Genomic DNA, 26,252 nt, shown 5'->3' with positions numbered 1-26,252 from the left:
GCCTATTTCCGCAGGTGCGGGGCCACCATGTCGTAGAGGGCCTGGCCCACCCGCGGATTGCCGGCCACGAGCCGACCGCCGATGGGCCAGGGATCTTGCCGGTGCATGTCCCAGCACACGCCGCCCGCTTCGCGCACGATGACAGCGCCCGCGGCCACGTCCCAGGGCGCCAGCCCCATTTCCCAATAGCCGTCGTACCGGCCGCAGGCCGTCCAGGCCAGGTCCAGCGCCGCCGCGCCCATGCGGCGCACGCCGCGCGAGCGGTTGATGGCGTCGTGGAGCATGGGCATGTACTGGCCGGCGAAAGAGAAATCGCGGAACGGAAAGCCGGTGGCGAGCACCGCGTCGTCGATGGACGGGGTGCGGGAGACGGCGATGCGCCGGCCATTGAGCCAGGCGCCCAGGCCGTGGGCGGCGGTGAAGAGCTCTTCGCGGTTGGGGTCGTAGATCACGCCCACTACCGGGGTGTCCTCGGCCAGCGCCTGCTGCGCCGATACCTGGGCGCCGGCGCGCGCGACCAGGGCGATCGACACGGCGTAGTGGGGAATGTCGTGCAGGAAGTTGGTGGTGCCGTCCAGCGGATCGATGTACCAGGTGGCGGCGCCGTCGGCCTGCCCTCCGGTTTCCTCGGCCACGATGGCGAAGCCCGGCGCCCGCGCGCGCAGTTCCTCGATGATGACGGCCTCGGCCTCGCGGTCGGCCTGGGACACGAGATCGTTGCGGGCCTTGCGGTCGATGACCAGGTCGGCCCGGTGATGGGCATAGGATTGCAGCACGGCGGCCCCGGCGTGGGCCGCGTTGACAGCGGCGTCGATGGCTGCGCAGAGGTCGATCGGCAGCGCCTTGGGGCGGGGCGGGTCGTAGGTGTCCATGGGCCCAGTGTAAGCCCGAGCCTGCGCCTAAGGTCGCAATCCGCCGCCCGGGCTGTGGCGCGCATCCAACGCGGCGCGGGATAATGGCGTCCGTTTCATGTCACCCGCCCGTCCCTGCCGCGCCATGTCCGATTCCTACGAGCCCCTCATTCCCGCCGAGGCGGAAATCGACGAACAGGGGCGTCTCTATTGCCCCGCGTATGGCGACGTGTACCACTCCAGCGCGGGGGCGCTGGGCCAGGCCCGGCACGTGTTCCTGAACGGCAACGGCCTGCCCGCGCGCTGGCGCGGGCGCGATGTTTTCACGGTGTGCGAGACGGGTTTCGGGCTCGGGCTGAACTTCCTGGCGTTGTGGCAGGCCTGGCGCGAGGATCCGGCGCGCCCGGCCCGTCTGCACGTGCTGTCGATCGAGGGGCATCCGTTCCGGCGCGATGCGCTGGCCGCGCTGCTGGCCCGCTATGCGCACGGATCCCAGGCGGATCTGGCGGCGCAGCTGGCCGCGCAATGGCCCTTGCCTCTGCCGGGCCTGCACCGCCTGGAGTTCGAGGGCGGCGCGGTCACGCTCACCCTGGCCTTCGGCCGGGCCGAGGCGGTGGCGCCCTGGCTGGATGCGCGGGTGGACGCCTATTTCCTGGACGGCTTCGCGCCGGACCGCAACCCCGGCATGTGGTCCCCGGCGCTGATGCAGGCGCTGGCGCGGCTGGCCGCGCCGCAGGCCACGGTGGCCACGTGGTCGAGTTCGGGGGCCTTGCGGCGGGCGCTGGACGAGGCGGGGTTCGAGGTGCGCCGCGCGCCCGGTTTCGGGCCCAAGTGGCATATGACCCAGGGTGTCATCCGGGCGGCCCGGCCGCGGCCCGCGCCGTGGCCGGGCGGCGAGCGCCATGCGCTGGTGGTGGGGGCCGGCCTGGCCGGCGCCGGGGTGTCGCGCGCGCTGGCGCGGCGCGGGTGGCGGGTGACCGTGGTGGACGCGGGGCGGGCCGGCGGGGCGCCGGTCCACGCGGGCCATGCCGCGGCGGCCCTGACGCCGGTGATCGCGCGCGACGACAATGCGCGCGCCCGTCTGTCCCGGGCGGGCAGCCTGTGCGCGCAAGCCCGCTGGAGCGGCCTGCCGCCCTCGGCCGCGCCCCGGGTGTGCGGCACGATCCAGCTGGAACGCGATGCGGGCCGCGCCTCGGCCATGGCCGACACGCTGGCCGCGCTGCGTTTTCCCGAGCAATGGGTGCGCCAGGTGGACCGCGAGGAGGCCAGCGCGCTGGCGGGCCTGCCGGTGGCGCGCGGCGGGGTGTTCTTTCCGCACGGCATGCTGATCCGGCCCGGCGCCCTCATCGATGCGCTGCTCGCGGCCGACGGCATCGGCGTTCTGGGCGGCGAGGTGGCGCGCATCGCGCGCGAGGGCGGCGGCTGGCGCGCACTGGACGGCGCGGGGCGCGAACTGGCCCGCGCCCCGGCCGTGGTGCTGGCCAACGCGGCCGGCTCGCGCGCCGTGCTCCAGGCCAGCGGGCTGCTCGATCCGCTGCCCCGGATGGCGCAGATGCACGCCCTGGCGGGCGAGGTGACCCTCGTGCCTCCCGGGGCCCTGGACGGCGGGCCGCGCTGCATCATCGGCGGCGAGGGCTATCTGCTGCCCGACTCGGGCGACGGCTGCGTGGCGGGCAGTACCTATGTGCACGGCGCCCGGGCGGCGGCGGTGAGCGCCGAGGGCCAGCGGGTCACGCTGGGCAAGGCCGCCGGGCTTCTGGGGCGGCGGTTTCCCGGCCTGGAGGCGCTGAAGCCGGGCGCTTTGCCGGGCTGGGCGGGCTGGCGCGCCGTGCTGCCCGGCCGCCTGCCGGCGGTGGGCGAGCTGCCGCACGCCCCCGGCGTCTGGCTGGCGGCCGGTTATGCGTCGCGCGGATTGTCGTGGTCGGCGCTCATGGGCGAAGTGATCGGGGCGGCGCTGGCCGGCGAGCCCATGCCGCTGGAGTCGGATCTGCTGCGCCTGATCGGGCCGCGCTGACCCTTGGGGGCGGGGGGCGTAGCCCGGCGGTTATGGACAGTTGGGCGAGCTTGCGCGAATGTGGCGCCACAATGCCGCGAAAACCCCGCCGGCGGGCCGCGTCCGAAGGACGGAAGGCGCGCCGTTTTGCGGCCCTTTTTTTGGATGAGGATACCGCCCAGAAGAGGGACCGAGTTTATTTCAAAGCCCAAATCCGTCAAAATAGCGTCTTTTGATGGTTTTTGGCTTAAGCCGGGGGATGCTCTGTGCCGCCCAAGTTCGACTTTGCCCATACTACCCAGCTCGACAATGTCGACCTGCTGACGTCCCGTCCCAGTCGTATCGATTTCGACGCGGGCGATGGGTTGCACCTGGTAGTCGAGGCGCATGCGCCCGGCGTATTCCGCCTGCGCTGCGGCGCGGCCAACCTTCTTGCCGACGATATCAAGCCCGGCTCCCGGGCGCGCGTGGTGGCCGAGATGCTGCTCGCGCGCCAGGAGGCCGTGGGAGAAGCCACGGTTTCGCCCCGCGACGATGGCGAGGGCTGGCGCATCGCGCAGGGCGACGTGGCGCTCGAGGTGCTCACCAATCCCGTGCGCGTGGCGCTGGTGCGCAATGAAGAACGCGTGCTCGAATCCGACGTGTCGGCCCACGCGCCGGCCTTCGGCCACGATGGGCTCGCCGAGCCGGCGGATGCGGTCTGGACGGCCGCGTTCGCGCTGCACGGCGACGAGCGCGTCTACGGCCTGGGCGAAACTCCCGGAGACCTCAACCGCCGCGAGGAAACCGTGGTTTCCGACGACCCCGAGCATCGCGCCCTGCCGCTGGCATGGAGCCCGCGCGGCTGGGGCGTGTACGTGAACACCGTCAGCCGCGTCGAGCACGCGGTGGGTGCGGAGCCGGCGGAGTCGGCCTACGTGCTCACGGTGGAAGACAGCGTCCTCGACCTTTTCTTCTTTGCGGGCGAGCCCGCCGAGATCCTCAACCAATATTCGGCGCTCACCGGCCGCGCGGGCCAGCCCGTGCTGTGGGCCATGGGCGCCTGGCTGCAGCAGGCCGCCGGCGAGATGCCCACGCAGACCGCCGCCCTGGTGGCCCGCATGCGCGAAAACCAGATTCCCATCGACGCGGTGAAGCTGGCCCAGCCCGCCGCCTGGGGCTTCTCGCCCGACAAGGCCGTCTTCGAGTGGGACGCGCAGCGTTTTCCCGACGCGCGCCAGATGCTGGCGCTTTTCCACAAGCACAACGTGCACGTTGCGGCGTCCGGTTTCCCGGGCGTGCTCAAGAACAGCCCCTTGTTCGAAGAGCTCGAAGACCGGGGCTGGCTGCTCACCCGCGACGACGGCTCGGCCCAGGTGTTCGACGGCAACGCGGCCACCTCGGGCCAGCCCTACGGCCTGCTCGACCTCACCTACCGCGACATCTACAACCTCTGGGTGGAGCGTCACCGCCAGCTCATCGAAGACGGCCTGGACGCGCCCGCCTGCGACGCCCAGATCGCGATTCCCGACGGCGTGTCCGCGCGCGGCGGCGAAACCGGCGCCACGCTGCGCACGATCTACCCGCTGCTCGCGCGCCGCGCCCTGTTCGACGCCGTGGCCGGCCTGAAGGTGCCGCCGGAAGGCGTGGTGCCCAGCGGCGACCTGTTCCCCGCCGCCCAGCGTCTGCCGTGGCAGGCCGGCCCCGAGGTGGACAATACCTGGGAGGGCCTGCGGCACACGTTGCGCACGGCGCTGTCCATCGGCGCCAGCGCCGTGCCGGTGCAGGTGCACGGCATCGGCTCGGCCGCCCGCGACCGCGCCGGCATGACGCCCGAGCTGTACCTGCGCTGGCTCACCGCCGGCATCTTCTCGGCGAACTTCGCGTTCCAGGGCGCGGACGGCCTGATGCCCTGGGACTTCGGCGAGGAAACCCTGGCCCATGCCCGCACCTGGATGCAGTGGCGCTACCGCCTGGTGCCCTACGTGCTGGGCGCCATCGAGGATTCCGCCCGCACCGGCCTGCCGGTGCAGCGTTCCATGGCCATGTCGTTCCCGCACGACGCGCACGCGCACGACTGGGACCTGCAATACCTGCTGGGCCCCGCGCTGCTGGTGGCGCCCATCACCGAGCCGGGCACCCAGGCGCGCGTCTATCTGCCCAAGGGCGAAGCCTGGTGGGACCTCAACACCGGCCACCGCTACGAAGGCGGCACCACCTGGACGGTCGAGTGCGACCTGGGCCAGTACCCGGTGTTCGGCCGCGAAGGCCACATGCTCTGTCTCGGACCCGCCGCCCAGCACACCGGCGAGTTCAACTCCGCGCGCATCCTCGACGAGGTCTGGATGTTCGGCATGCCCATGCATAACCCCGTGGTCATGCGCAACAAGATCCGCGTCATGCAGATGCAGGGATCCAGCTACATCAAGGGCCTCGAAGGGCTGCGCATCTCGCCCTCCGAGGGGCTGGAAGTCAAGCGCCGCGGCGCCGAAGTCCGCATTTCACGGGCGCGCTAGCGCCGGCGCCGGCCGGCGGCATGCCGGGGCGCAGGACAAGGCGAAGGGCAGTCGGGAGGCCATGCCTCGCGGCTGCCCTTTCCGCGTTTTTGGCGGGCCCTCATTCCTGCCGCGAAGCGCGCTTGCACTGGACTTTATATAACCAATAGTTATTAAAAGTGGAACAAACTGTCGTTCTCTTAAGAAGAGAAAAGATACAAAATCGCTTGCCATGATTCACATCGAGAACCTATCCAAGACCTACGCGACGCCGCACGGCCAGTTCCAGGCGCTGCGCGGCATCAACCTGCGCATCGAGCAGGGCGAGGTCTTCGGCATCATCGGCCCCAGCGGCGCCGGCAAAAGCACGCTGGTCCAGTGCATCAACCTGCTGGAGCGGCCGAACGAGGGCAGCATTTCCATCGGCGGCACCCAGCTCACCGGCCTGACCGAAGCCCAGCTACGCAGCCAGCGCCGCCGCATCGGCATGGTGTTCCAGGGCTTCAATCTGCTGTCGCGCCGCACGGTGTACGGCAACGTCGCCTTGCCGCTGGAGATCGCCGGCGTGGCCAAGAGCGAGATTCCCGCCCGCGTGGAGCGGTTGCTCGCGCTGGTGGGGCTGGAGCACCTGCGCGACCGCTATCCCAGCCAGATCAGCGGCGGCCAGAAACAGCGCGTGGGCATTGCGCGCGCCCTGGCCAACGACCCCGACGTGCTGCTCAGCGACGAGGCCACCTCGGCGCTCGACCCGGAAACCACCCATAACATCCTGGCCCTGCTGCGCGACATCAACCGCAAGACCGGCGTGACCGTGGTGATGATTACTCACCAGATGGAAGTCGTGCGCGAAGTGTGCGACCGCGTGGCCGTGCTGTCGCAGGGCCAGGTGGTGGAACTGGGCAGCACCCGCGAAGTGTTCGCCCAGCCGCGCCACGAAGTGACCCGCGCCATGGTGTCGGCCGCCACCGCGTCCGATCTCACCGACGCCACTCTGGCGGCCGTCAAGGAGCGCATCGCCGCGCAGGCGCAGGCCCGTCCCGGCCACGCCGTGCGCCTGCTGCGCCTGTCGCTCAAGGGCAATGACGCCTCCGGCTCCTTCCTGTCCGACCTGGCCCGCCAGCACGGGCTGGACCTGGGCCTGGTGCAGGCGCGCGTAGAAGACATCCAGGGCGTGGCCGTCGGCACGATCTTCGTGCTGGCCCAAGGCGCGTCCGCCGCGGTCCGCGACGCCATCGCCGCCCTGGCCGCCCGTGACATTACCGTTGAAGAAATCGCTCATGAACCCGCAACTGATCGACCTGCTCATCACCTCGCTGCTTGACACCCTGCTCATGGTGGGCGTGGCCAGCGCCATCGCGGTGGCGATCGGCATTCCGCTGGGCGTGACGCTCACCGTGACCTCGCGCGGCGCCATGCTGGAGAACCAGCCCGTCAACCACGTGCTGGGGGCCGTCATCAACGCCACGCGCTCGGTGCCGTTCGTGATACTCATGGTGGCCATCATCCCGTTCACGCGCCTGGTGGCGCAGACCTCCATCGGCACCACGGCGGCCATCGTGCCGCTGTCCGTGGCGGCCATTCCGTTCATGGCGCGCATCGCCGAGAACGCCATGCGCGAAGTCGATCCGGGCCTGGTCACCGCGGCGCGCGCCATGGGCGCCTCGCCCATGCAGATCATCGTGAAGGTGCTGCTGCCCGAGGCGCTGCCCGGCCTGGTGGCCGCCACCGTCGTTACCGTCGTCAGCCTCATCGGCTACTCGGCCATGGCCGGCGCCATCGGCGGCGGCGGGCTGGGCGACCTGGCCATCCGCTATGGCTACCAGCGTTTCCAGTCCGACGTGATGGCCGCGGTGGTGATCGTGCTGATCGTGCTGGTGCAGGCCATCCAGAGCCTGGGCGACCGCTTCGTGCGGCGCATGTCGCACCGCTGACCCGGCAGGTTTTCTTCCTTTTCCTTTCCGTCTACCTGGAAATCCGCAACATGAGCATCAAGCTTCTGAAGTCGCTGGCCGCGTTCGCCCTGGGCGCCGCCGTATTCGCCCAGCCCGCGCTGGCGCAGGACAAGCCGCTGAAAATCGGCGTTACCGCCGGCCCGCACGCGCAGATCATGGAAGTGGTCAAGCAGGAGGCTGCCAAGCAGGGCCTGAAGATCGACATCATTGAGTTCTCCGACTACGTGCAGCCCAACGTGGCCCTGGCCTCGGGCGACCTGGACGTGAACAGCTACCAGCACCAGCCGTACCTGGACAACGCCAACGCCGACCGCGGCTACAACCTGGTCAGCATCGCCAAGACCGTCATCTTCCCGATCGGCATCTACAGCAAGAAGATCAAGTCGCTCTCCGAACTGAAGGAGGGCGCCCGTTTCGCGCTGCCCAACGACCCCACCAACGGCGGCCGCGCGCTGCTCCTGCTGCAGGCCAACGGCCTCATCAAGCTGCGCCCGGAGGCGGGCCTGAAGGCCACGCCCATCGACGTGATCGAAAATCCCCGGAAGCTGCGCTTCATCGAGCTGGACGCCGCCCAGCTGCCGCGCTCGCTGGACGACACCGACGCGTCGGCCGTGAACACCAACTTCGCGCTCGAGGCCGGCCTGAACCCCGCCAAGGACGCCATCGCCCAGGAATCGCCCGATTCCCCGTACGCCAACGTGCTCGCCGTGCGAGCCAAGGACAAGGATCGCCCCGAATTCGCCAGGCTGGTGTCCGTCTACCACAGCCAGCCGGTGAAGGACTTCATCCAGAGCAAGTTCAAGGGCGCGGTGGTGGCGGCCTGGTAAGCGCCAGCCCGCCGTGTTTTGACAGCAAGCGCGAAATCCGCCATAATTTCGCGCTTCGGTCGGGTGGTTAGCTCAGTCGGTAGAGCAGCGGACTTTTAATCCGTTGGTCGCGAGTTCGAGTCTCGCACCACCCACCACTTCCTCATTCCTGCCTCATTCGAGGCGAAGACGTTTCTGGCGTCGTTCAGTAGTATGTGGCCTGTGCGTACTACTTACTGTGTCCGATTCTGTGACCCCTTCCCTTTGAACACGACCCATAGAGTCGTCACCCTCTGTCGATTCATCGAATGGAGGCGATCCAGGGCATCCGCCGCGTCGGCTCCAGTCGCTTCAGGCGACAAGTGCGCGTACTTCTGAGTCATTACGACGGTTGCGCGCCACAGGAGCTTCGACACCTTCAGCAGCGATCCGCCCTTCGCCTGAACAAGCCGCGCCGCGTAGGCGTCGCGGACTGCGTGGGGCGTTACCCCGTCCGCGTCCGGGGGCCAGGTTACGTTCACACTTCTCAATGTGATTCTGGATCGCGCCGGTCGCACGGCCTCGCAGTAAGTCTTCGCGCGCCCATCGACGCCCCTTGAGCTTGGGGGAAACATGACGGCAGCGAAAGCCCTTCACGGATTCGCGGCGTTCCCGCAGCATCGCCCGCGTGCGACTCGGGAGCGTCAAGATGCCTTCGTTGTCCATCTTGGATCGCTCTGGATGAGCGACATCTCGCGGTTGCCCTGGCATCGGATATCCCATCGTTCCGCCGCGCCGCGCTTGCCGGACCGCGAGGGCGCGTTCCAGTTTGCGGGTGCCGCAAAACAGGAACCTGGCATAGAATCGCGGGGACCACGAGGTTTTATGCAACTGCGCCCGATTCCTTCCTGTTGATGCGTTTTCGCTGACATGCTCCGTCCCGCTCGCCGGGCGGACAGGTTGGACATCGTTGATTTCCGGAGTTGCACTATGTTCCTCGCATTGAGATCGTTGCGCCGCCGCGCGCGCCTGCCTGTCCTGCGCGCCGCAGGCTGGGCGGCCGGAGCCGTCCTGGCCCTGGCTTTCCTGCCCGCCCACGGGGCGGAGAAATTCAAGGTTGTCACCACCTTTACCGTCATTGCCGACATGGCGCGAAATGTGGCGGGAGACGCCGCGGAGGTGGTTTCCATTACCCGTCCGGGCGCGGAAATCCACGAGTACCAGCCCACGCCGGGCGACCTGGCGCGCGCGCAGGGAGCGCAACTGGTGCTGTGGAACGGTCTGAATCTGGAGTTGTGGTTCGAGCGCTTTTTCCAGCGGCTCAAGGGGATTCCCGGCGCCGTGGTGACCCAGGGCATCGAGCCGATGAGCATCGACGCCGGCCCCTACCGCGGCAAGCCCAATCCGCACGCCTGGATGTCGCCGGACAATGCGCTGGTCTACGTCGACAATATCCGCGACGCGCTCGCCAGGCATGACCCGGCCCATGCGGACACGTACCGCGCGAACGCGGAGGCGTACAAGGCGCGCATCAGGGAATCGATCGAGCCGATACGCGCGCGGCTGCAGGCCATCGCCCCCGAGCGGCGGTGGCTGGCCACCAGCGAGGGCGCGTTCAGCTACCTGGCGCGCGACTTTGGGTTGAAGGAACTCTACCTGTGGCCCATCAATGCCGATCAGCAGGGCACGCCGCAGCAGGTGCGCCGCGTCATCGACACGGTGATCGCGAACCACGTGCCCGCCATCTTCAGCGAAAGCACGGTGTCGGCCGATCCGGCGCGGCAGGTGGCGCGCGAGACGGGCGCCCGCTATGGCGGCGTGCTGTACGTGGATTCCCTCAGCGATCCGGCCGGACCCGTGCCCACGTATCTGGACCTGCTGCGGGTGACCACCGAAACGATCGCCCGGGGGCTGGAGCCTTGAGCGGGCCGGCCCCCGACGAGGCGTCGCCCGGCCTGCAGGTGTGCGGCGCGACGGTTACCTACCGCAATGGCCACACCGCGTTGCTGGACGCGCGGTTCGAGACGCCGGCCGGCACCATCACGGCATTGGTGGGCGTGAACGGCAGCGGCAAGTCCACGCTGTTCAAGGCCATCATGGGCTTCGTGCGGCTGGCCCGGGGGCGCGTCGCCGTGCTCGGGTTGCCGGCCCGGGAAGCCCTGCGCCGCAAGCTGATCGCCTACGTGCCGCAAAGCGAGGACGTGGACTGGAATTTCCCCGTGCTGGTGGAAGACGTGGTCATGATGGGCCGCTACGGGCACATGGGCTGGCTGCGCCGGCCCGGGCCGGCGGACCGGCAGATGGTCGAGGCGGCGCTGGCGCGCGTGGGCATGGAGGCGATGCGCCGGCGGCAGATCGGCGAGTTGTCGGGAGGACAGAAGAAACGGGTCTTCCTGGCGCGGGCGCTGGCGCAGGACGCCCGCGTCATCCTGCTCGACGAACCCTTCACCGGAGTGGATGTGACCACCGAGGACGCCATCATCGCGTTGCTCGGCCAGTTGCGCCGCGAGGGCCGCGTGATGCTGGTGTCCACCCACAACCTGGGCAGCGTGCCGGAGTTCTGCGACCGCGCGGTGCTGCTCAACCGCAAGGTGCTGGCCTACGGGCCGACCGCCGAGGTGTTCACGCGCGCCAACCTGCAGGCGGCGTTCGGGGGCGTGCTGCGGCACTTCATGCTGAACGAAACCGACGAGCGGCGGCGGCAGAGTGTGGGCATTTTCTCCGACGACGAGCGCCCTCTGGTGTTCTACGGCGACACCGCGACGGCGCGCGATCCCCAGGACAGGCCGGGAGGCGGGCCATGATCGGTCTGCTGGCCGAGCCGTTCGGCTACGGCTACATGGTCAACGCCATGTGGGTGTCCGCGCTGGTCGGAGGCGTGTGCGCGTTTCTCTCGGCATATCTCATGCTCAAGGGCTGGTCGCTGATCGGCGATGCGTTGTCGCACGCCATCGTGCCGGGCGTCGCGGGAGCCTACATGCTGGGGCTGTCGTTCTCGGCCGGCGCGTTTCTGTCGGGCATGCTGGCGGCCGGGGCCATGCTGTTTCTGAACCACCGCACGCGGCTCAAGGAAGACGTGGTCATCGGGCTGGTTTTCTCCGCGTTCTTCGGGCTGGGCCTGTTCATGGCCTCGCTGTCTCCGGTGTCGGTCAACATCCAGACCATTATCCTGGGCAACATTCTGGCCATCACGCCGGAAGACACGCTGCAGCTCGCCATCATCGGGAGCGTGTCGCTGGCCGTCCTGCTCTGCAAATGGAAGGCATTGCTGATCGCATTCTTCGACGAGCATCATGCGCGCTCGGTGGGCATAAACCCGGTGCTCATGAAAGGAGTCTTCTTCGTCCTGCTCTCGGCCTGCACGGTGGCGGCCATGCAGACGGTCGGCGCGTTCCTGGTGGTGGCCATGGTAGTGACGCCGGGCGCCACGGGATACCTGTTGACCGACCGCTTTCCCCGGCTGTTGGCCATCAGCGTGGCGATCGGCGCGTCGACGAGCCTGGCGGGCGCCTATGCGAGCTATTTTCTGGACGGCGCCACCGGCGGCATCATCGTGACGCTGCAGACGCTGTGCTTCCTGGCCGCTTTCGTCTTCGCGCCCAGGCATGGCCTGCTGGCGGCGCGCCGCCGCGCGGCCTCGGGAGCGGCCGCGCCATGAAGATTCTCGACGTTCTCATGGCGCCGCTGCAGTTCGATTTCATGTTGCAGGCGCTGCTGATTTCCGTGCTGGCCGCGGTGCCCACGGCGCTGCTGTCGTGCCTGATGGTGCTGCGCGGCTGGGCGCTGATGGGCGACGCGGTGTCGCACGCCGTGTTTCCGGGCGTGGTGCTGGCCTACATCCTGGGAATTCCGCTGGAGGCGGGGGCGGTCGTGGCTGGCCTGGCGTGCGCGCTGGGCACCGGCTACATCCAGGCCAACAGCCGGCTCAAGCAGGACACGGTAATGGGCGTGGTGTTTTCCGGCATGTTTGGCCTGGGCGTGGTGCTCCACGCCGGCATCCGGGCCGACGTGCACCTGGACCACATACTCTTCGGCGACATGCTGGGCGCCGGCATGCGCGACCTGTTGGAAAGCGGCGCCGTGGCGTTGCTGACGACCGGCGTGATTGCGCTGAAGTGGCGCGATTTCCTGCTGCATGCCTTCGATCCGGTGCAGGCCCGCACAGTGGGACTGCGCGTGCGGCTGCTCCATTACGGGCTGCTGATACTGCTTTCGCTGACGATCGTGGGAGCGCTCAAGGCCGTCGGCGTCATTCTGGTCATCGCGCTGCTCATCGCGCCCGGCGCCATCGCCTTTCTGCTCACCCGCAGCTTCGGCGCCATGCTGGCGGCGGCTTGCGCGATCTCGGTGGCGGCATGCCTGTCCGGCGTGTACCTGAGTTTTTTCCTGGACAGCGCGCCGGCGCCGACCATCGTGGTCGTGCTGTCCGTTCTGTTCGTCGCTGTCTTCGGACGCGCGTCGTGGCGGGCGCGGCGCGCCACGACGAGGCGCGCCGCGCCGCGATGAGTTTCACGGGCGCGTTCGCGCCATCGCCGCCCGGCGGGAGCGGCGATGGCCGAGGGCGCGGCGGATTTACAGCCCGGCCTTGAAGTCCTTGTTCCAGAACTCCAGGATGTCGGCCTTGGCCTCGGTCAGGCCCTTCAGGTCGTAGCCGTGCAGCAGCTTGACCTCGGCATCGGTGAAGCCGACGCGTTTGAGGTCGTCCGGCAGGGTGGCGTTGGCGACGGTGGGCGCGTAGCCCATCTTGCGCGCGAAGCCGACCTGGCCCTCGGGCTCCAGCATGGCATTGAGGTAGGCCCAAGAGGCATCCTTGTTGCGGCTGTTCTTGGCCACGGCAGCCTCGAACGAGACGGGCACGGAACCTTCCTTGGGAATGGCGAAGCCCAGCGGCAGGCCGCTGTCTTTCCATTGCAGCGCGCGCGCCTTCCACATGCACGCGATGGAAATCTCGCCCGACTTGAACGCCGCCGCCACCGCTTCGTTGGACGGATAGATGCGCGGCGCGTTGGCCTTGAGCTTGCTCAGGAAGCGCTTGCCGCCCTCGAAATCCTTGGTCGTGCCGTTGGCGCCCAGCCCGACGAAGACGGCGTTGTACAGGTAAAGAATGTCGGAGAAACCGACCTGGCCCTTCCATTTGGGATCGAGCAGCACTTGCAGCGAATCGGGCGGGGCGGCGAATTTCTCGGTGTTGTAGACCAGCGTCATCGCGCTGAAGATGTGCGGAATGGAGTAGGGCGTCTTCAGCGCCTCGATGGCGTGCGCCAGGTTGGGCACCTTCTTGGCGTCTACGCGCTCCAGCGTGCCCGAGCGTTCGGCGTCGTACATGTCGACCTCGCCCAGCAGCGCCACGTCCATGCTGCCGCGCCGCGAATTCTTTTCGGCGCGCAGCTTGGTGACGCGGCCCACGGCGTTGCCGGTGTCGTAGACCACGTTGACGCCGGCCTTGGCCACCAGCGGATTGATGATCTGCTGCAGCAGGTTCTGGTAATCGCCGCCCCAGGTGCCCACCACGATCTGCTTGTCGGCGGCCAGCGCCATTGCCGGCAGCCAGCCCATGGCGGGAGCCAGGGCCAGGCCGGATGCCGTCTTGATGAATCCACGGCGAGTCAGGTTTTTATCTTGCATAACACGACCTCATATCGAAGAGGGACTGACGACTTGCAAAGGAACGGCGTCCGGCGCGGAGTGCTGCCGGGCTTCCGCTGCGGCTTCGGCGCCGCCCGCGCCCGCGGCTGCGGGCATGGACGGGGCCAATGGAAAACATCAGGCGAGCACCTCCACCGGCGCGTCCGGCACGGCCGCGCGCAGCGCCTGGGCGTCCACGTCGCGGGCGATGACGATGATGGATTCGGGCGCGTCGGGCTGGCGCGTCAGCCGCTGCGGCGCGCTGAACGTGGTGCCCACGGACTGGATCAGGATGGGTTCGACGCTGTCGCTCACGCGCACCACGGCCTTGAGCCGCAGCAGCCGCCCCCCGCAGAAGCCGGCGACGTTGTCCAGCCATTCGGAGAATGCGGCCCAGTCCAGCCCGGCGCGCGCGCGGGCGGCGATGACGCGGATGCGCGGATGCGCTCCCGCCGCGGCGCGCGGCGCGGCCAGCGCGCGCGCCGCCTGGGCGGCCAGGTCCGCCCCGCCCTCGAAGGGCGCGAAGGCTTCGGCCACGGCGCGGCGCCGGTCCGGACGGGCGATGACGTCGGCCAGCGGATTCCAGCGCGCGGCCTGTCCGGCTCGCACGCGCAGCGCGGCTTCGTCGAGCAGGTCGGTCTTGGTCAGGACGATGCGCTGCGCCGCGCCGAACTGGGCCATGGCTTCGTCGGTTTCCTGCAGCGCGGCAGGATCGCGCGCGCAGTCGTCGGTGCACACCACCACCAGGCGCAGCCCCCGGCCCACCAGGGCGGGATCGGCCAGCGAGGCGATGATGGGGCCCGGCCGCGACAGGCCGCTGCATTCGAGCACCACGCGCCGCAGCGGGTCCGAGCCGGACGGGCGCGGCGCGTCGAGCAGGGCGGCGAGCGTGTGCACCAGGTCGCTGCGCAGCGAGCAGCAGACGCAGCCGTTGGACAGCAGGGCCATGGGCACGCCGTCGCTTTCGTTGGCCACAATGGCGCCGTCCACGCCGATCTCGCCCGCTTCGTTGACGATCACGCCCGTGTCGGCCGCGGCCGGGTCGCGCAGGAAATCCACCAGCAGCGTGGTCTTGCCGCTGCCCAGGAAGCCGCAGAGCAGGAACAGGTCAATGGCCATCTTGCGGCGGGCTCCCGGCCCCGGGCGGCGTTTCGCCGTCCCAGCTCTGGCTGACCATGGCGCGCACGTCGGCCAGCAGCTGGGCCGTGTCGTACACCACGCCCTGCTTGATGGTCGTCCGCAGGCAGCGCTGCCATTCGACCTGCGCCGTGTCGTCATTCAGGCGCATGGCGCCGGTGCCGTACAGCAGCTTGAAGTCGGCCAGCGGGTTCTGGTCGTGGATGAGCAGGTCGGCGTCCTTGCCCACGTCGATGGAGCCGGTCTGTTCGCCGATGCCGAGCAGGTCCGCGCTTTGCGAGGTGGCGGCGCGCAGCACCTCGAGGGGATGGAAGCCCGCTTCCTGCAGCAGCTCCAGTTCGCGGATGAAGCCGAAGCCGTAGATCTGGAAGATGAAGCCCGAATCCGAGCCCGCGCATACGCGACCGCCCAGGTTCTTGTATTCGTTGACGAACTGCATCCAGAGCCGGTAGTTCTGTTTCCATTCGATTTCGTTGGACGTGCTCCACCGGTACCAATACGCGCCGTGGCCGCCGCGCTGCGGCTGGAAGTATTTCCAGACGGCCTTCCAGGTGTAGGCGTCGTGCCAGTCGGCGCGGCGCGCGCGCATCAGGTCGCGGTTGGCGTCGTAGATGTTGAAGGTGGGCACGAAGGTGTGGCCCAGCTCCAGGAACGCGTCCATGACCTCACGCCATTTGGCCGAGCCGGGCTGCGCGGCCTGCAGAAAGGTCTGTCCGGCGACCGCGAAGCGGTAGTACTCGTCGCTGTAGTTGTAGTCGGTGGGAAACGACTGCACCACGCGGTCTTCGAAGAGCGCCTCGGGCAGGCCGTAGTAGTGCTCGGAGCTGGTCAGCCCCCAGCGCGCCGACTTCAGCGCGTTCACCCGCGTGACGGCCATCTGGGCATGGTGGCAGCCCGAGCGCAGGCCGACCTTGGCGGCCTCGTCCAGCGCGGCCTGCATGATGGCCGGCGGCGCGCCGAAGAACTTGATGCCGTCCGCGCCGCGCGCCTTCAGCCGCCGCACCCATTCACGGCCCTGCTCGGGGGTGTGGATGGTCTTGACGCGGTCGTTGACGGCCGGGAACACTGAATGCACGACCATGCGCGGCGCGGCGATTTCGTTGGCCGCGGACATCTCGCGCTGGCGCAGCGTCCAGCCCAGGCCGCCGATGGCGCCCATTTCGCGCACCGTGGTCACGCCGTGGGCCAGCCACAGCTTGTAGATGTAGTCGGCCGGCGGCACGATGCCGCTCATGGCGTGGTAGGGCGTGCCGATGTGGGCGTGGGCGTCCACGAAGCCCGGCGTGACGAATCTGTCGTGGCAGTCGATCTCGTGCTCGCCCGGCGCGGGCCGGCGCCGGGGGTCGATGGGCTTGTGCGGCGTGCCCACGTTGACCAGCGCGGCGATGCGCCCATTCTCGACCACGATGTCCACCGGCCCCCAGGGGGGGGCGCCGGTGCCGTCGATGATGGTCGCGCCGCGCAGCACCAGCCGCCCGAACGGGCCCTGGCCGCGGTCGCGCGGGGCGGGATCGGAGGGCGGGTGCCAGCCCTTGGCCGCGTTGACGTCGCGCGATTCCTCGCCGACCTCGCTATCCTGGAAATTGTCGCTCATGGTGTCGGTTCTCCGTGGCGCTGCCGCGCCCCCGTTCAGAGGCCCAGCGCGTTGTGTTCGATGACGCCCGCCTTCATGACGAGAGGAATATGCTCGCCCTGGCCCAGCAGGCACGACAGGTCGCGGTACGGGTTGCCGTCCACCAGCAGGATGTCGGCCTCGGCGCCGGCCTGCACGCGTCCGAGCTGCCCGGTCTGGTTCAGCACTTCGGCCGCGGTGGTGGTGGCGCTCTGGATGATTTCCTGCGCGCTCAGCACTTCGGCCCGGATGCGGAATTCGTCGCTCTGCAGGCGCTGCGACGGGCCGAGCAGATCGGAGCCGAAGCCCATCTTGACGCCGGCCTTCTTGTAGATCTCCAGCGAGTGCAGCCCCGCGGTGCGCACGGTGGCGATCTTGGCCACCGAGTCCGGCGGCAGTCCGTACTCGGCGCCCTCGTTGGCCAGGGCTTCGTAAGTGACCAGGGTGGGGACGACGTAGGCGCCTTTTTCGGCCATGAAGCGCGCCACGCGCTCGTCGACCAGGTTGCCGTGCTCGATGGTGCGCACGCCGTTGCGCACCGCGCGCTCGATGGCGTCGGCGGTGTAGGAGTGAGCCATGACGTAGGTCTGGCGGCCCGCCGCCTCTTGCACGATGACGCGGATCTCGTCTTCCGAGTAGCCGAAGGAGGCGATAGGGTCGGTGGGCGAGGCCACGCCGCCGGAAGCCATCATCTTGATCTGGTCGGCGCCCATCTGCAGTTCCTGGCGCACCGCCTTGCGCACGTCGTCGATGCCGTCGGCCACGCGGCCGATGTCGCCCGCGCGGAAGCAGCAGCCGCAGAAGCTCATGGGGCGCAGGTGGTCGGAGCGGGGGCGCGGATCGCCGTGGCCGCCCGTCTGGCTGATGGCGCGGCCGGAGATGAAAAGGCGCGGCCCCTTGACCGTGCCTTCGTTCACGGCGCATTTCAGGCCCCAGCCCGCGCCGCCGGCGTCGCGGATGGTGGTGAAGCCCCGCCGCAGCATGGCGGCCATGATGGGCACGGCGCGCATCATCACCAGGGCGTCGGGCAGCACGCCCTGGGTGCTGAGGTTGAGCTGCGTGGCCATGACGTGCGCATGCAGGTCGATCAGCCCGGGCATGAGCGTGCGCCCGCCCGCGTCGATCACCCGCGCGCTCGAGGACGAGAGGGGCTTGTCGGAGACTTCCTTGATCTTGCCGTCTTCGACCAGCACGTGATGGCCTTCCAGCAGGTCGGCCTGCAGCGGGTCGAGCAGGTTGGCGTTCTTGAAGAGCACAGCGGACATGGGAATTCCTCGTAGAAGCGCCGGCGTCAGGACGCCATGGTCTTGACGTAGCGGCGGTGGATCAGCCAGTTCGAAATCAGGGCAATGACGAGCGTGCCGCACACCAGCACCACGGCCAGCGCCGCGCCGAAGGGCCAGTTGGACGCCTTGGTGATCTGGTCGTAGAGCGCCGGCGCCATCATGGTGAGCCCGGAACCGCCCAGGAGCACGGGCGTGGCGTAGGCGTTCATGCACAGGATGAACACCAGCATGGTGCCGGCGGCCACGCCGGGCGCGGCGATGGGCAGCACGATGCGGCGGAAGGTGGTGAAGAAGCTGGCGCCCACGTTGCGCGCGGCTTCCTCCACCGACAGGTCCATGCCTTCGAGCACGCTCTGCAGGGTGAGGATCAGGTAGGGCATGACCACGGCCGTGGTGCCGATGACCACCGCCGCCGGCGTGTACATAAGGGCGACGGGCTTGTCGATCAGGCCCAGGCCCTGGAGCACCGCGTTGACCACGCCCGCATTGCCCAGCGCCACCATCCAGCCGGCCGCCCGCACCACGTTGCCCACCATCAGCGGGAAGACCAGCAGGATCACGAACAGGCTCTTGTAGCGGCTCTGCGTGCGCGCCAGGAAATACGCTACCGGGAATCCCAGCACCAGCGCCAGCACCGTGCACAGCGCCGCGATCCACAGCGTGGTCAGGAAGATGTCGCGGTAGTACGGGTCGCCGAAGAACTTGGCGTAGTTCTCGAAGGTAAAGGCCGTCTGCATCAGCTCGGCCGGGTCGAAGTGGTTGAAGCTGTAGCGGGCCAGCTGCAGGATGGGAACCATGATGATGATGAGCACCACCAGCGATGCGGGAAACGCCAGTCCCGCTCCCAGCCAGCGGGAGCCGCGGCCGTTTTGGCTCGAGGTTTGCATGCCCGGCTCCTATTGCGTGAAGGCCACGCAATCCGCCGGCTCGAAGCAGGCGTAGACGCGCTCGCCGGGCGCGGGCGCCGCCGAGCGCTCGCCGCCGTTGACGATCTGGCTGACGAGGCGGTCGCCGCCGTCGAGCCGCACCCGCACTTCCAGCACGGACCCGAGATAGAGCGACGATTCCACCACGCCGGCCAGGGCGTTCGCGCCGGCCGGCTGCGCCTGCAGCCTGACGCGCTCGGGCCGCACGCCCAGGTGCGTGGCCTGCGCGCCGTCCGCCGCGGCGATGCGCTGCCCGGCGGCGGTTTCGAACACGCTGTGCGCGTTGCCGCGTCCCTTGAATACGTTCATCTTGCCCAGAAAGTCGGCCACGAACAGGTTGGCGGGGCGTTCGTACAGCGTGTCCGGCGAGCCCACCTGCTGCACGATGCCGTCGTTCATGATGGCCATGCGGTCGGCGATGGCCAGCGCCTCTTCCTGGTCGTGGGTGACGAAGATAGTGGTCAGGCCGAGCCGCTGCTGCAGCGCGCGGATTTCCTCGCGCACTTCGACGCGCAGCTTGGCGTCCAGGTTGGACAGCGGCTCGTCCAGCAGGAATACCTTGGGCTCGATGGCCAGGGCGCGCGCGATGGCCACGCGCTGCTGCTGGCCGCCCGAAAGCTGGCGCGGGTAGCGGTCGCGCAGCTCGGTCATGCGCACCATGTCGAGCACGCGGCGGATCTTGCCGTCGCGTTCCGCCCTGGGCACCTTGTGCATCTCCAGGCCGAACGCCACGTTCTCGGCCACGGTCATGTGCGGGAACAGGGCATAGCGCTGGAACACCATGCCGGTGTCGCGCTTGTGCACGGGCAGGCGGGTGACGTCGGTGTCGCCGATGAGGATGCGCCCGGAAGTGGGTGCGATGAACCCGGCGATCATGCGCAGCGTGGTGGTCTTGCCGCAGCCGCTGGGACCGAGGAAGGTGACCAGCTCGCCTTCGGCGATGTCCAGCGTGAAGTCGGACACGGCGACCGACGCGCCGAATTGCTTGCGGAGGTTTTCGATGCAGACTTTGGCCATGACTTCCTATACCACCTGACTCAGTTTTACGTAGCGGTCGGTCACCAGCATGATGAGACCCAGCAGCAGGATCTGGACCGACGCCACCGAGGCGATGGTCGGGTCGAGATTGAATTCCAGGTACTGCATGATGGCGATGGGCAGCGTGGTGCGGCCCGGCCCGGCGAGCGAGAGCGACAGCTCCAGGTTCTCGAAAGACACGACGAAGCTGAAGAGCGCGGCGGCCACGATGGAGGGGCGCAGCATGGGCAGGGTGACGCGCATGAACGCCACCGGCGCGCTGGCGCCCAGGTTGCGGGCGGCCTCTTCGATCGAGCCGTCCAGCCCTTCCATGCCGGCCATGACCAGCCGCACGGTCCAGGGAATGGTGAGGCAGATGTGCGCGATGACCAGTCCGCCGAACGTGCCCACGATGTCCTGGTCGAGCGCGTTCTCGGCGCGCAGGTAGAACAGGTAGATGCCCACGCCCGCCACGATGCCGGGAATCAGCAGCGGCGAGAGCAGCAGCGTGTTCACGCCCTTGCTGCCCAGGAAGCGGTAGCGGGCAATGCCGACGGCGGCCAGCACGCCCATGGCCACGCCGACGACGGCGGCCAGCAGCGCCACCTGCAGGCTGAAGACGAAGCCGTTGGCGAAGGCGGGGTTGTCCCAAGCCCTCACGTACCAGGACAGGGTGTATCCCGATGGCGGGAAATACAGGATGGCGTCCTTGAAGAAGCTCAGCCACACCACGAGGATGATCGGGCAGAGCATGAAGCCGTACATGAGAACCACGAAGACGCGATGCAGCCAGGTGGCCCATGGAATCCGGGGCGCGCGGCGCGCGTGTCCGGCCATGGCGGACGAATCGATCGGGGACGTGTTATCCAAGACGTGGATTCCTTGAGTGCGAGTGCCGGCTCGGGGTTCGGGCTCCTCCGGTTACGACTCTGCGGTCTTTGCGGTTAACCAGAGAATATTGACGGGTTGCGCCTTCGAGGAACTAGGGATAACCCAAGACGGCGGGGTGTCAGCGGGTAATCCCCGAGCCGGGGCATCCCTCGGTGAACCTGCCCGTAACCAGGGCCGCACGGAGGTTGCACCCTGGAAGAGATCGAGGTGTCGCCCGCAGCCGCGCGGAAGCGGACGCGGGGGTGGGAATGAAAGCCGTGCTCATTCCCATGCGGCGGGAAACCGTCGCGCGCAGGCGGCATTCAGGACAGCGGACGGCGCGGAACCGCGGTCAGCGTCTCCAGGTTCAGGCCGCAGGCGCGGGCGCGCTCGGCCAGGGTCTCGCTGTGTTTCAGGGCGCGCTGGCTTTCGCAGAGCAGCACGTCCAACTGCTCTTCGGCGGTGCAGGCCATATGCCAGGCATGTTCGGAGAACTGCGCGGCAAAGGATTCGCAGCAGGGCCGGCACAGGGCCGCGTTGTTCTTTTCGAGCGGCAGCGCGCCCTGCGCGAGCGTGGCGTGGCAAAAAATACAGGCGAGGGCGTGGTTCATGCCTGGCGGATGGGTGGAAGAATGGGCCCGGCGCGGGCCGGGAGCGTGCCTGGAGAACGGCGCGCGCGCCGGCACTCTTAAGCCATCCGCCAGCAGGAACCGCCCGGGCGCGGCGATCCGGGTGACGATTCAGGTGACATTGAAGCCGCCCGGGCCCGACTGGCCCAGCAGCTCGCGCGCGCACTGCACGGCTTCCTCGGCCGTCGCCACCACCAGGAACGGCATGCCGAAGGCGCGCGACATTTTCTCGCCCCGCTGCCGGGTCTTTTCCCGCGCCTGCGGATTGCGCTCGACGCCCACGAAGGCGCGGCAGCGCGCCCGCAGCCGGGGCATGTTCTCCGTCTGCCATGCCACCATGGCCTTGCGGTCTTCCTGGGCCATGTCCTGCTGCAGGTTGGGCACCACGAGTACGAAGGAGCAGGGGTTGTCCACCAGCATTTCCATTTCCCGTATCCAGCCCTGCGCGTAGCCCCCGGGCCGCCCGCCGCGGGCGGTGACAATGGGAAACCGGGACAGGTCGTGGAAAACGAAGTCTTCGGGGTTCATTCGAACTCTCCTCGCATGGGCGGGTCGGCCTGGCGCCTGCGGCAACCGCAGTCGCCGTAGAGCACCAGGCTGTAGGATTGAAGGGCGAAACCGCTGCGCCGCGCGATGCGGCGCAGCAATGCATCCAGACCGGGGGCGCTGGCTTCCAGGATCCGGCCGCAATGGGTGCAGACCAGATGGTCGTGGCGCTCGCCGTCGTTCAGTTCGTACACGGTGGTGTGCACGTCCAGCGCGGTGCGGCGCAGAAGGCCCGCTTCCTCGAGCTGGGCCAGCACGCGGTAGACGGTGGCCAGTCCGATGTTGCTGCGGTCGGCCACGAGGGTGCGGTACACGTCGGCCGCGCTCATGTGCCTGTCCGGATGCTGGTGAAAGACATCCAGGATTTTCAGGCGGGGCAGGGTGGCCTTGACGCCGGCCTCGCGCAAGCGGCTGTAGTCCATGGGGTTCTCCGGCCGGGCGGCATGACGGTGCCCGGCTGATGAGAATGATGTACATTTTCAAAAGCCGTCGCTTGCGAAAACCCGACAACCAATAGCTCAAACCTGCCAACCATGCTCGATGTGGCCATTGCGCCCGCCGGCCAGGGGGAATTGCTCACTCCCTTCAGCGTCCGCGGCCGCCGCGAAACCAAAGGCATAGACGTGCCCTCCCATGCGCACGAGGACGGCATGCTCGTGCTCGTGCACGAGGGTCTGGTCATGGTGCAGGCCGAGGGCGAAGTCTGGACGGCGGTGCCCCGCAGCCTCGGCTGGGTGCCGCCCCGCCTGCAGCATGGCGCGCGCTGGTTCGGCCAGGCCCGCGGCTCGTTTCTGTACGTGCGTCCCGACGTCTGCGGCCGGCTGCCGGCACAGTGCTGCTCCTGGTCCTCGACGCCGCTCATCGACGCGCTGATGCAGCGCTTCACGCAGAGCGCGCCGGGCGAGCTGTCGCCGGCCTATCTGGCGCAACTGTTCGAGGTGCTGCTCGAGGAAATCCGCCAGCGCGAACACGCCCCGCTGCGGCTGCCCATGCCGGACGACGGGCGCCTGCGCGACCTGGCCCACACCATCATGGGCGCGCCGGACGATCCGGCCGGCATCGACGAGTGGGCCCAGCGGCTGAACATGTCTTCGCGCACGCTGATGCGGCGCTTCCGCCAGGAAACCGGCATGACGTTCGGGCGATGGCGTCAGCAGGCCCGCCTGCTGCGGGCGCTGGAGATGCTGTGCCGGGGCGGTTCCGTCACCGAGGCCGCGCTGTCGGTGGGCTACGAGAGCACCAGCGCCTTCATCGGCAGCTTCCGCGCCGCGTTCGGCGTCACGCCGACGCGCTACCTGGCCGGCCGCGGCTGACCGTCTTCAGGCGGCCGCGGGCTGGTCGGGGTGCAGCGGCCCTTCGGGATCGTTCTCCGCATCCGGGCGGGGCGGCACGGGCGCCAGGCCGAGACGGGCGCGCAGGCGCTGGCAGTCCGGATTCGGCGAGCCGTCCGGCTGCCAGATCTCGAATTCCCGGCAGGGCGACGGACGGTCTTCGTAGATGGCGCAGTGAATGCCCGGGCGGCCCAGTTCGCCGCGCAGGGCCACGCAGCGGCCGCCGCCCTGCTCGGTGCCTTTCATGCACGCGCGCAGCGGGCTCATCTGGGTGACCAGCTCCACGGGCACGCGCCCGCCGTTTTCTCCCGCCAGTTCGCCGCAATAGAACGACACGCGGAAGTGCGCGCAACAGGCGCCACAGTTCAGGCAGGGGTTGGCGGCGGGGTCGTCGCCGGCCAGGGTGGCGGGCGACACGAGGGTCAGGGCAACGGTCTCTAGGGACATGGCGGGAAATCCGGGCCGGCGAAGGACGCAAAACGGGCTTGCCGCGCGGCAAGCCCGTGTGGCCGGGAATCTGCCCGGCGTAACGCTAATTTAAAGGAATTCCGCGCCGGCGCTCCAGGGTTTTTTCCGGCGCGCGGCCGGCCTTTGGCGGGCATGCAACACGGCGGAGGGAACGCGGCGCCGGGCTGCGGTAGCATCGGACTCCGCCTCTTTCACTGCAGGAGTTACCGATGCCCGCCGCCATCGCCCACGCCGACGGACTGCGCCGCTGCCACTGGGTGGACGCGTCGCCCGAATATATGGCCTACCACGATGCCGAATGGGGTGTGCCTCGTGGCGACGACCAGGGGCTGTTCGAGCAGCTCTGCCTGGAAGGATTCCAGTCGGGCCTGAGCTGGCGCACCATACTCATGAAGCGCGAGGCTTTCCGGCGCGCATTCTCCGGCTTCGATCCGGCGCGCGTGGCGCGCTACGGCGAGCGGGAAGTGCAGGCGCTGCTGGCCGATGCCGGCATCGTGCGCCACCGCGGCAAGATCGAGGCGGTGGTCAACAATGCCAGGCGGGCGCTGGAAATGCAGGAGCGCGAAGGATCGCTGGGAGCGTTCTTCTGGGGCCACGAGGCGCCGGCCGGCTCGCCTTCCACCTACGGCGCCTCGACCTCGCCGCAATCGGAGGCGCTTTCCCGGGCGCTGAAAAAACTGGGCTGGAAGTTCGTGGGCCCCACGACCGTGTATGCCTTTATGCAGTCGGTCGGCATGGTGAACGACCACAGCCCCGATTGCCACTGCCATGCGCGCTGCGAGCGCGCCCGGCGAGCATTCGCCCGCCCGCGCTGACCGGCCGGAGTGACGCGCCCTAGGCGGACGGCGCCCGCCCGGGCAGGCAGTAGCGGCCTTCCCGGTACGCCCAGCTCGGCCAGAGCGCGTGCGCCAGCGCCTCGCGGGCCAGTTCGCGGTCGAGTTCGGCGGCGTCGTAGGTTTCGGGCGCGCAATAGCGGAATTGCACGGCCGGCCGGTTGGGCGCGAGCACCAGCAGGTCCGATCCCTTGAGATACCCGTAGGTGCTGTCGTACTGCATGATGGCGCGGTCGGGCGTGCTGCGGGTGAGATCGTGGCCGATCATGGGGTGCTCGGTGTCCACGCCGATGAGCGACAGCAGCGTGGGCGGCAGGTCGATCTGGCTGACGAGGCGGTCGTCGGCGCGCGGCTCGATGCCTCCGCCCAGCACCACGGCCGGAATGTGGAAGTGCCGCACCGGCACCAGGCTGGCGCCGAAGACCCGCGAGTCGTGGTCGGCCGCGATCAGGAATACCGTGTTTTCCCAGTAAGGCGAGGCCTTGGCCTGCTCGAAGAAGCGTCCCAGCGCCCAATCGGCGTAGCGCACGGTGTTTTCCACCGTGGCGGGATTGCCTTCGGTCTGGATGCGCCCGGCCGGATACTCCCAGGGCGTATGGTTGGACACGCTGAAGGCCAGTGTGAAGGTGGGCTGCTCGCCGTCGGCGCTCAGGCGGCGGTGCAGCTCGTTGAACATGTCTTCGTCGCTGGCGCCCCAGGTGCCGACGAATACGGGGTTGTCGAAATCGGCGCGCTCGATGATCTGGTTGAAGCCGTTGCCGAGGAAGAAGCCCTTCATGTTGTCGAAATGCGCCTCGCCGCCGTAGATGAAGCGCGAATGGTAGCCGTGGCGCCCGAGCAGGTCGGCCAGCGAGAAAAAGCCCCGCTGCGAGCGCGGCAGCTTCAGCACGGCTTGCGCGGGGGTGGGCAGGAACCCGGTGGTGACGGCCTCCAGGCCGCGCACCGAGCGGGTGCCCGTGGCGTAGCAGCGCGTCAGGGACCAGGCCCCGCGCGCCAGCGCGTCCAGTTCGGGCGTCAGGCCCATACCGCCCAGCGCGGCGCTGTACTGCGCGCCCAGGCTCTCTTCGAGAATGATGACCAGGTTGAGCGGGCGGCGGGTGCGGCGCGTAGCCGGCTGCGCGTGCAGGCTGGGGTAGTCGGGATGGGCCGGCGGACGGGGCAGCCCGGCCTGCGCCAGGACGCGCTCGTGCATTTCGGGTTCGTCCATGCCGCCGTACACATCGGAGGCCGATTTCTCGTTCTTCATGCTGTAGATGGCATAGCTCACGCTGTACAGCGAATTGAGCGCCAGCGTGTTCAGCATGCCGTCACCGCAGTAGGCCACGGAAGACGGGTTGATGGGGCGGTGGCCCAGCGTGCCGCGGATGGACAGGATGACCACGGCCAGGATGGCGAGGCTGGCCAGCGGCATCTGCCACCAGGACAGCGGCGCGTCGGGCCGCGGCGGCCAGAAAATCGCGTAGCCGGCCCAGGCGAGGAGCGCGACCGCCGCCAGTCCGCCCAGCAGCGCCGTCTTGTAGCCGCGCCACAGCATGGTGGACACTTCGCGCGGATGTTTCAGATACTCCACGAACAGCCGGTTGGGCCGGGTGTCGTATTCGAGGATGAACGCCGGCGAGGCGATCTCCAGGAAGGCCAGCAGGACGAAGGCGAACAGATACCAGCCGCTGGCGATGGCGGCGGCCAGGGGATAGTGGCCGAGCCAGGGCGAGAGCACGGCGGGCGCGGCGGCCAGCACGGCGATCTGGTGGGCGTCGATGCGCAGCCCGCCCAGCATGAGCGGAACCAGGCCGCCGGCATTGCGCATGCGCTCGCGCTGCCAGAGCGCAAGCGCCAGGCGGCTCAAGGTCAGCAAGACGAAACTCGCCGCCACGAAAATCAGGGTTGAATGCCGCATCGGGCCTCCGGTTGGTGCTG

Annotated in this window: 24 protein-coding genes and 1 tRNA gene; 12 read left to right on the top strand and 13 right to left on the bottom strand. The window is 68.8% G+C overall.

Translation table 11 applies throughout. The features are described from left to right. Positions 1 to 2: 2 nt before the first annotated feature. Positions 3 to 872, bottom strand: a complete 870-nt coding sequence (locus NGJ44_RS11805) for an inositol monophosphatase family protein (RefSeq protein ID WP_251864014.1) — start codon at positions 870 to 872, stop codon at positions 3 to 5. A 124-nt stretch (positions 873 to 996) separates the two neighbouring features. Here NGJ44_RS11805 and mnmC point away from each other — a divergent pair, with 124 nt between their 5' ends. From mnmC to NGJ44_RS11755, 10 genes are all read left to right on the top strand, one after another. Beyond that, the gene (mnmC, locus tag NGJ44_RS11800; protein WP_251864039.1) at positions 997 to 2,865 is read left to right on the top strand and encodes a bifunctional tRNA (5-methylaminomethyl-2-thiouridine)(34)-methyltransferase MnmC2/FAD-dependent 5-carboxymethylaminomethyl-2-thiouridine(34) oxidoreductase MnmC1; all 1,869 of its coding nucleotides are present in this window, start codon (positions 997 to 999) and stop codon (positions 2,863 to 2,865) included. A 245-nt stretch (positions 2,866 to 3,110) separates the two neighbouring features. Beyond that, positions 3,111 to 5,339 carry a glycoside hydrolase family 31 protein gene (locus tag NGJ44_RS11795; RefSeq protein ID WP_053245750.1) on the top strand — a complete coding sequence of 743 codons (2,229 nt, stop codon included), beginning with the start codon at positions 3,111 to 3,113 and terminating at the stop codon, positions 5,337 to 5,339. A 211-nt stretch (positions 5,340 to 5,550) separates the two neighbouring features. Beyond that, complete coding sequence (locus NGJ44_RS11790; RefSeq protein ID WP_251864013.1) at positions 5,551 to 6,639, top strand: methionine ABC transporter ATP-binding protein; 1,089 nt, start codon at positions 5,551 to 5,553, stop codon at positions 6,637 to 6,639. Further along, positions 6,596 to 7,249: a methionine ABC transporter permease gene (locus NGJ44_RS11785; RefSeq protein WP_053245748.1), complete on the top strand. Its 654-nt coding sequence runs from the start codon at positions 6,596 to 6,598 to the stop codon at positions 7,247 to 7,249. Before NGJ44_RS11790 ends, NGJ44_RS11785 begins: the two co-directional genes overlap by 44 nt. A gap of 50 nt (positions 7,250 to 7,299) precedes the next feature. Further along, entirely contained in the window at positions 7,300 to 8,097 is a 798-nt protein-coding gene (locus tag NGJ44_RS11780; RefSeq protein ID WP_053245747.1) for a MetQ/NlpA family ABC transporter substrate-binding protein, read from the top strand. 61 nt (positions 8,098 to 8,158) lie between these two features. Continuing rightward, a tRNA-Lys gene (locus tag NGJ44_RS11775) sits at positions 8,159 to 8,234 on the top strand. A gap of 811 nt (positions 8,235 to 9,045) precedes the next feature. After that, positions 9,046 to 9,978, top strand: a complete 933-nt coding sequence (locus tag NGJ44_RS11770; protein WP_082308433.1) for a metal ABC transporter substrate-binding protein — start codon at positions 9,046 to 9,048, stop codon at positions 9,976 to 9,978. Continuing rightward, positions 9,975 to 10,859, top strand: a complete 885-nt coding sequence (locus NGJ44_RS11765; RefSeq protein WP_053245745.1) for a manganese/iron ABC transporter ATP-binding protein — start codon at positions 9,975 to 9,977, stop codon at positions 10,857 to 10,859. Before NGJ44_RS11770 ends, NGJ44_RS11765 begins: the two co-directional genes overlap by 4 nt. Next, complete coding sequence (locus tag NGJ44_RS11760; protein ID WP_053245744.1) at positions 10,856 to 11,713, top strand: metal ABC transporter permease; 858 nt, start codon at positions 10,856 to 10,858, stop codon at positions 11,711 to 11,713. The genes NGJ44_RS11765 and NGJ44_RS11760 overlap by 4 nt, the downstream gene beginning before the upstream one ends. After that, on the top strand, positions 11,710 to 12,561 hold the full coding sequence (locus NGJ44_RS11755) for a metal ABC transporter permease (RefSeq protein WP_251864012.1): 852 nt from the start codon (positions 11,710 to 11,712) through the stop codon (positions 12,559 to 12,561). Before NGJ44_RS11760 ends, NGJ44_RS11755 begins: the two co-directional genes overlap by 4 nt. A gap of 66 nt (positions 12,562 to 12,627) precedes the next feature. On the opposite strand, the gene NGJ44_RS11750 is transcribed toward NGJ44_RS11755, so the two are convergent. The 10 genes from NGJ44_RS11750 to NGJ44_RS11705 form a co-directional block, all read right to left on the bottom strand. Next, positions 12,628 to 13,680, bottom strand: coding sequence for an ABC transporter substrate-binding protein (locus NGJ44_RS11750; RefSeq protein ID WP_251864011.1), 1,053 nt, complete (start codon positions 13,678 to 13,680; stop codon positions 12,628 to 12,630). A gap of 138 nt (positions 13,681 to 13,818) precedes the next feature. Beyond that, positions 13,819 to 14,799 carry a CobW family GTP-binding protein gene (locus NGJ44_RS11745; protein WP_251864010.1) on the bottom strand — a complete coding sequence of 327 codons (981 nt, stop codon included), beginning with the start codon at positions 14,797 to 14,799 and terminating at the stop codon, positions 13,819 to 13,821. After that, complete coding sequence (locus NGJ44_RS11740) at positions 14,789 to 16,411, bottom strand: amidohydrolase family protein (protein ID WP_251864009.1); 1,623 nt, start codon at positions 16,409 to 16,411, stop codon at positions 14,789 to 14,791. Before NGJ44_RS11740 ends, NGJ44_RS11745 begins: the two co-directional genes overlap by 11 nt. Before the next feature lie 35 nt (positions 16,412 to 16,446). Then, a complete protein-coding gene (locus NGJ44_RS11735; RefSeq protein ID WP_053244868.1) occupies positions 16,447 to 17,694 on the bottom strand; it encodes a metal-dependent hydrolase family protein in 1,248 nt (415 codons plus the stop codon). Between the two features lie 26 nt (positions 17,695 to 17,720). After that, positions 17,721 to 18,602, bottom strand: coding sequence for an ABC transporter permease (locus NGJ44_RS11730; protein WP_053244869.1), 882 nt, complete (start codon positions 18,600 to 18,602; stop codon positions 17,721 to 17,723). 9 nt (positions 18,603 to 18,611) lie between these two features. After that, positions 18,612 to 19,658 carry an ABC transporter ATP-binding protein gene (locus NGJ44_RS11725; protein ID WP_053244870.1) on the bottom strand — a complete coding sequence of 349 codons (1,047 nt, stop codon included), beginning with the start codon at positions 19,656 to 19,658 and terminating at the stop codon, positions 18,612 to 18,614. A gap of 6 nt (positions 19,659 to 19,664) precedes the next feature. Further along, a complete protein-coding gene (locus NGJ44_RS11720) occupies positions 19,665 to 20,495 on the bottom strand; it encodes an ABC transporter permease (RefSeq protein ID WP_053244879.1) in 831 nt (276 codons plus the stop codon). A gap of 356 nt (positions 20,496 to 20,851) precedes the next feature. Further along, positions 20,852 to 21,139: an MSHA biogenesis protein MshH gene (locus NGJ44_RS11715; protein ID WP_251864008.1), complete on the bottom strand. Its 288-nt coding sequence runs from the start codon at positions 21,137 to 21,139 to the stop codon at positions 20,852 to 20,854. Between the two features lie 129 nt (positions 21,140 to 21,268). Continuing rightward, the gene (locus NGJ44_RS11710) at positions 21,269 to 21,685 is read right to left on the bottom strand and encodes a hypothetical protein (protein WP_053244873.1); all 417 of its coding nucleotides are present in this window, start codon (positions 21,683 to 21,685) and stop codon (positions 21,269 to 21,271) included. Continuing rightward, positions 21,682 to 22,125, bottom strand: coding sequence for a Fur family transcriptional regulator (locus NGJ44_RS11705; protein WP_251864007.1), 444 nt, complete (start codon positions 22,123 to 22,125; stop codon positions 21,682 to 21,684). The genes NGJ44_RS11710 and NGJ44_RS11705 overlap by 4 nt, the downstream gene beginning before the upstream one ends. A 111-nt stretch (positions 22,126 to 22,236) precedes the next feature. On the opposite strand from NGJ44_RS11705, the gene NGJ44_RS11700 reads away from it, so the two are divergent. Next, on the top strand, positions 22,237 to 23,016 hold the full coding sequence (locus NGJ44_RS11700) for a helix-turn-helix domain-containing protein (protein WP_082308327.1): 780 nt from the start codon (positions 22,237 to 22,239) through the stop codon (positions 23,014 to 23,016). 6 nt (positions 23,017 to 23,022) lie between these two features. On the opposite strand, the gene NGJ44_RS11695 is transcribed toward NGJ44_RS11700, so the two are convergent. Beyond that, a complete protein-coding gene (locus NGJ44_RS11695) occupies positions 23,023 to 23,481 on the bottom strand; it encodes a YkgJ family cysteine cluster protein (protein ID WP_053244875.1) in 459 nt (152 codons plus the stop codon). Positions 23,482 to 23,711: 230 nt separating this feature from the next. On the opposite strand from NGJ44_RS11695, the gene NGJ44_RS11690 reads away from it, so the two are divergent. Further along, entirely contained in the window at positions 23,712 to 24,317 is a 606-nt protein-coding gene (locus tag NGJ44_RS11690; protein ID WP_053244876.1) for a DNA-3-methyladenine glycosylase I, read from the top strand. A 19-nt stretch (positions 24,318 to 24,336) separates the two neighbouring features. On the opposite strand, the gene NGJ44_RS11685 is transcribed toward NGJ44_RS11690, so the two are convergent. Continuing rightward, positions 24,337 to 26,232, bottom strand: coding sequence for an LTA synthase family protein (locus tag NGJ44_RS11685; RefSeq protein WP_251864006.1), 1,896 nt, complete (start codon positions 26,230 to 26,232; stop codon positions 24,337 to 24,339). Between the last annotated feature and the right edge of the window lie 20 nt (positions 26,233 to 26,252).

It is taken from the genome of Achromobacter sp. Marseille-Q4962 (assembly GCF_943737005.1).
Lineage (GTDB): Bacteria > Pseudomonadota > Gammaproteobacteria > Burkholderiales > Burkholderiaceae_B > Achromobacter.
This window is presented reverse-complemented; position numbering and strand designations above follow the sequence as displayed.